Source organism: Demequina rhizosphaerae, assembly GCF_000971255.1.
In the GTDB taxonomy this organism is placed as follows: domain Bacteria; phylum Actinomycetota; class Actinomycetes; order Actinomycetales; family Demequinaceae; genus Demequina; species Demequina rhizosphaerae.
Window position 1 is genome coordinate 1 of record NZ_BBMC01000015.1, and the last position, 5,460, is coordinate 5,460.

The 5,460-nt window shown below is 57.0% G+C and carries 3 rRNA genes; all 3 read left to right on the forward strand.

Annotated features, from left to right (window positions below):
* Positions 1-219: 219 nt before the first annotated feature.
* Positions 220-1,742: ribosomal RNA gene (locus tag AOM07_RS14305) — 16S ribosomal RNA — on the forward strand.
* A gap of 415 nt (positions 1,743-2,157) precedes the next feature.
* Positions 2,158-5,260: ribosomal RNA gene (locus tag AOM07_RS14310) — 23S ribosomal RNA — on the forward strand.
* An 81-nt stretch (positions 5,261-5,341) separates the two neighbouring features.
* Positions 5,342-5,458: ribosomal RNA gene (gene rrf, locus AOM07_RS14315) — 5S ribosomal RNA — on the forward strand.
* The 16S, 23S and 5S rRNA genes sit together here, the layout of an rRNA operon.
* The last annotated feature ends 2 nt before the right edge of the window (positions 5,459-5,460 follow it).

Consider the following 5,460-nt stretch of genomic DNA (forward strand, 5'->3'; position numbering starts at 1 on the left):
GGGTCGAGGCGGTGCGCGTCCGAAACTTGAGAACTCAACAGTGTGCCACATGTCGATGCCAAAACCCGGCATCCCTTCGTTTGAGGGGGTGCAGGATTCCTTTGGTAGACAACGAAATGTCAGCAATGATGTTTTGTTCGATGTCAGAGGTCAAATAAGTCTTTTCGGAGACGTACTCTGTAATGTTGTATGCCACGTTCTGTGGTTGTACGCCATTCATTTACGGAGAGTTTGATCCTGGCTCAGGACGAACGCTGGCGGCGTGCTTAACACATGCAAGTCGAACGGTGATGAAAGAGCTTGCTTTTTCTGATCAGTGGCGAACGGGTGAGTAACACGTGAGTAACCTGCCCCAGACTCTGGGATAACCTCGGGAAACCGGGGCTAATACCGGATACGCGACTCCACCGCATGGTGAGGGTTGGGAAAGTTTTTCGGTCTGGGATGGACTCGCGGCCTATCAGCTTGTTGGTGAGGTAATGGCTCACCAAGGCGACGACGGGTAGCCGGCCTGAGAGGGCGACCGGCCACACTGGAACTGAGACACGGTCCAGACTCCTACGGGAGGCAGCAGTGGGGAATATTGCACAATGGGCGCAAGCCTGATGCAGCGACGCCGCGTGGGGGATGAAGGCCTTCGGGTTGTAAACCCCTTTCAGCAGGGAAGAAGCGAAAGTGACGGTACCTGCAGAAGAAGCGCCGGCTAACTACGTGCCAGCAGCCGCGGTAATACGTAGGGCGCAAGCGTTGTCCGGAATTATTGGGCGTAAAGAGCTCGTAGGCGGTCTGTCGCGTCTGCTGTGAAATCCCGAGGCTCAACCTCGGGCCTGCAGTGGGTACGGGCAGACTAGAGTGTGGTAGGGGAGACTGGAATTCCTGGTGTAGCGGTGGAATGCGCAGATATCAGGAGGAACACCGATGGCGAAGGCAGGTCTCTGGGCCACAACTGACGCTGAGGAGCGAAAGCGTGGGGAGCGAACAGGATTAGATACCCTGGTAGTCCACGCCGTAAACGGTGGGCACTAGATGTGGGGCTCTTTCCATGAGTTCCGCGTCGCAGCTAACGCATTAAGTGCCCCGCCTGGGGAGTACGGCCGCAAGGCTAAAACTCAAAGGAATTGACGGGGGCCCGCACAAGCGGCGGAGCATGCGGATTAATTCGATGCAACGCGAAGAACCTTACCAAGGCTTGACATATACCCTCTATCCCCAGAGATGGGGAGTGCTTCGGCGGGGTATACAGGTGGTGCATGGTTGTCGTCAGCTCGTGTCGTGAGATGTTGGGTTAAGTCCCGCAACGAGCGCAACCCTCGTCCTATGTTGCCAGCACGTAATGGTGGGGACTCATAGGAGACTGCCGGGGTCAACTCGGAGGAAGGTGGGGATGACGTCAAATCATCATGCCCCTTATGTCTTGGGCTTCACGCATGCTACAATGGCCGGTACAATGGGCTGCGATACCGTAAGGTGGAGCGAATCCCAAAAAGCCGGTCTCAGTTCGGATTGAGGTCTGCAACTCGACCTCATGAAGTCGGAGTCGCTAGTAATCGCAGATCAGCAACGCTGCGGTGAATACGTTCCCGGGCCTTGTACACACCGCCCGTCAAGTCACGAAAGTCGGTAACACCCGAAGCCAGTGGCCCAACTCGTAAGAGGGGGAGCTGTCTAAGGTGGGATTGGCGATTGGGACTAAGTCGTAACAAGGTAGCCGTACCGGAAGGTGCGGCTGGATCACCTCCTTTCTAAGGAGCACCTACTTGTCCCTCGAGGGCAGGTCAGGATCCCACTTCCAGACCGATCGTGTCTGGGTGGGGCTCATGGATGGAACATCGACATGCGCCGGCAGCCTGAGTGCTGCGGTCTCTCTAGTACGCCCCTTGAGGGTTGGAACGGTTGCTGCTCACGGATGGGGTTGTCGGCTGGCACGCTGTTGGGTCCTGAAGGGTCGGACGTAAGTTCAACTTTTCAGACCGTCGAACCCCCACCAGGGTTCACCTTCGTATCCGTCATGGATGCGGCGGTGTCTGGTGGTGGGCACGGTTGCGGACCATCTCCTCCCATCAAACCGCCGATCTTGTCGGTAGGTGTGGGGTGTGGGGGTGGGTTCGTCCGTCGTTTGAGAACTGCACAGTGGACGCGAGCATCTTTGATATCTGTGGTCAAGTTTTTAAGAGCACATGGTGGATGCCTTGGCAGTAGGAGCCGAAGAAGGACGTTGTAGCCTGCGATAAGCCTCGGGGAGCTGGCAAACAAGCTGTGATCCGAGGATGTCCGAATGGGGAAACCCCGCTGGAGTCATGTCCAGTGACCCACGCCTGAACACATAGGGCGTGTGGAGGGAACGTCGGGAAGTGAAACATCTCAGTACCGACAGGAAGAGATATTCCGTGAGTAGTGGCGAGCGAAAGCGGAACAGGCCAAACCGTATGCGTGTGATAGCCGGCAGGCGTTGCGTATGCGGGGTTGTGGGACCTTTCTGGGAGATCTGCCGATCTTCCGAGGAGTCAGAAATCCGCGTGATAGTCGAAGGGCATTGAAAGGCCCGGCATAGAGGGTGCGACCCCCGTAGACGAAATCATGCGGACTCCTGAGAGTCATCCCAAGTAGCACGGGGCCCGAGAAATCCCGTGTGAATCCGCAGAGACCACTCTGTAAGCCTAAATACTACCTGCTGACCGATAGCGAATCAGTACCGTGAGGGAAGGGTGAAAAGTACCCCGAGAGGGGAGTGAAATAGTACCTGAAACCGTGTGCTTACAATCCGTCGGAGCCTCCTTAGCTGGGGTGACGGCGTGCCTTTTGAAGAATGAGCCTGCGAGTTAGTGCTCAGTGGCGAGGTTAACCCGTGTGGGGCAGCCGTAGCGAAAGCGAGTCCGAACAGGGCGTTTGAGTCGCTGGGTCTAGACCCGAAGCGAAGTGATCTATCCATGGCCAGGCTGAAGCGCGGGTAAGACCGCGTGGAGGGCCGAACCCACTTGGGTTGAAAACCGAGGGGATGAGCTGTGGATAGGGGTGAAAGGCCAATCAAACTTCGTGATAGCTGGTTCTCCCCGAAATGCATTTAGGTGCAGCGTTGCGTGTTTCTTGCCGGAGGTAGAGCTACTGGATGGCCGATGGGCCCCACCAGGTTACTGACGTCAGCCAAACTCCGAATGCCGGTAAGTGAGAGCGCAGCAGTGAGACTGCGGGGGATAAGCTTCGTAGTCGAGAGGGAAACAGCCCAGAACACCAACTAAGGCCCCTAAGCGTGTGCTAAGTGGGAAAGGATGTGGAGTTGCATAGACAACCAGGAGGTTGGCTTAGAAGCAGCCACCCTTGAAAGAGTGCGTAATAGCTCACTGGTCAAGTGATTCCGCGCCGACAATGTAGCGGGGCTCAAGTACACCGCCGAAGTTGTGTCATTCACACATTGCGCTAGGCCTTCGTGGTCCAGGCGTGTGGATGGGTAGGGGAGCGTCGTGTGGCGGGTGAAGTCGCGGGGTAACCCAGCGGTGGACGCCACACGAGTGAGAATGCAGGCATGAGTAGCGAAAGACGGGTGAGAAACCCGTCCGCCGAATGACCAAGGGTTCCAGGGCCAGGTTAATCCGCCCTGGGTAAGTCGGGACCTAAGGCGAGGCCGACAGGCGTAGTCGATGGACAACGGGTTGATATTCCCGTACCGGCGAAGAACCGCCCATGACGAGGCGGACGATGCTAAGTGCCCAAAGCCGGCGAACCCTTCGGGGGGAGCTCGGTGGCGCGCACGAACCAGATCCGTAGTAGTCAAGCGTATTAACAGGGGTGACGCAGGAAGGTAGCCGAGCGTGGCGATGGTAGTCCACGTCTAAGGGTGTAGGCCGAGTCATAGGCAAATCCGTGACTCACATAGGCTGAGACCTGATGGTGACCCCGCAAGGGGGAAATCGGTGATCCTATGCTGCCAAGAAAAACCTCGGCGCGAGGTTCTAGCCGCCCGTACCCCAAACCGACTCAGGTGGTCAGGTAGAGAATACTAAGGCGATCGAGTGAATCGTGGTTAAGGAACTCGGCAAAATGCCCCCGTAACTTCGGGAGAAGGGGGGCCTGAGGCGTGAACCACCTAGCGTGGGGAAGCGTTTGAGGGCCGCAGAGACCAGGGAGAAGCGACTGTTTACTAAAAACACAGGTCCGTGCGAAGTCGCAAGACGATGTATACGGACTGACGCCTGCCCGGTGCTGGAAGGTTAAGAGGAGGGGTCAGCCGCAAGGCGAAGCTCCGAATTTAAGCCCCAGTAAACGGCGGTGGTAACTATAACCATCCTAAGGTAGCGAAATTCCTTGTCGGGTAAGTTCCGACCTGCACGAATGGCGTAACGACTTCTCCGCTGTCTCAACCGCGAACTCGGCGAAATTGCACTACGAGTAAAGATGCTCGTTACGCGCAGCAGGACGGAAAGACCCCGGGACCTTTACTACAGCTTGGTATTGGTATTCGGTGTGGTTTGTGTAGGATAGGTGGGAGACTTTGAAGCCGGAACGCCAGTTTCGGTGGAGTCATTGTTGAAATACCACTCTGATCACTCTGGATATCTAACCTCGGTCCGTGATCCGGATCAGGGACAGTGCCTGGTGGGTAGTTTAACTGGGGCGGTTGCCTCCCAAAGAGTAACGGAGGCGCCCAAAGGTTCCCTCAGCCTGGTTGGCAATCAGGTGGCGAGTGCAAGTGTACAAGGGAGCTTGACTGTGAGACTGACAGGTCGAGCAGGGACGAAAGTCGGGACTAGTGACCCGCCGGTGGCATGTGGAAGCGCCGGCGCTCAACGGATAAAAGGTACCCCGGGGATAACAGGCTGATCCTGCCCAAGAGTCCATATCGACGGCATGGTTTGGCACCTCGATGTCGGCTCGTCGCATCCTGGGGCTGGAGTTGGTCCCAAGGGTTGGGCTGTTCGCCCATTAAAGCGGTACGCGAGCTGGGTTTAGAACGTCGTGAGACAGTTCGGTCCCTATCCGCTGCGCGCGCAGGAAACTTGAGAAAGGCTGCCCCTAGTACGAGAGGACCGGGGTGGACCAACCTCTGGTGTGCCAGTTGTTCCGCCAGGAGCACGGCTGGTTGGCTACGTTGGGAAGGGATAACCGCTGAAAGCATCTAAGCGGGAAGCCCGTTTCAAGATGAGGTTTCCACGGACTACGGTCCGGAAGGCCCCCTATAGACCATGGGGTTGATAGGCCGGATGTGGAAGAGAGGACTAACGACTCTTGAAGCTGACCGGTACTAATAGGCCGACAACTTGACTTCACACAAAGATATCCTGCTGAAGCTCGCGTCCACTGTGCGGTTCCCGAACTACGGGCACCGCCCAACATAGTTCCATAAAGTTGCCGCAGCCATAGCGGGAGGGAAACGCCCGGTCCCATTCCGAACCCGGAAGCTAAGCCTCCCAGCGCCGATGGTACTGCACTCGCGAGGGTGTGGGAGAGTAGGACGCCGCGGCCACA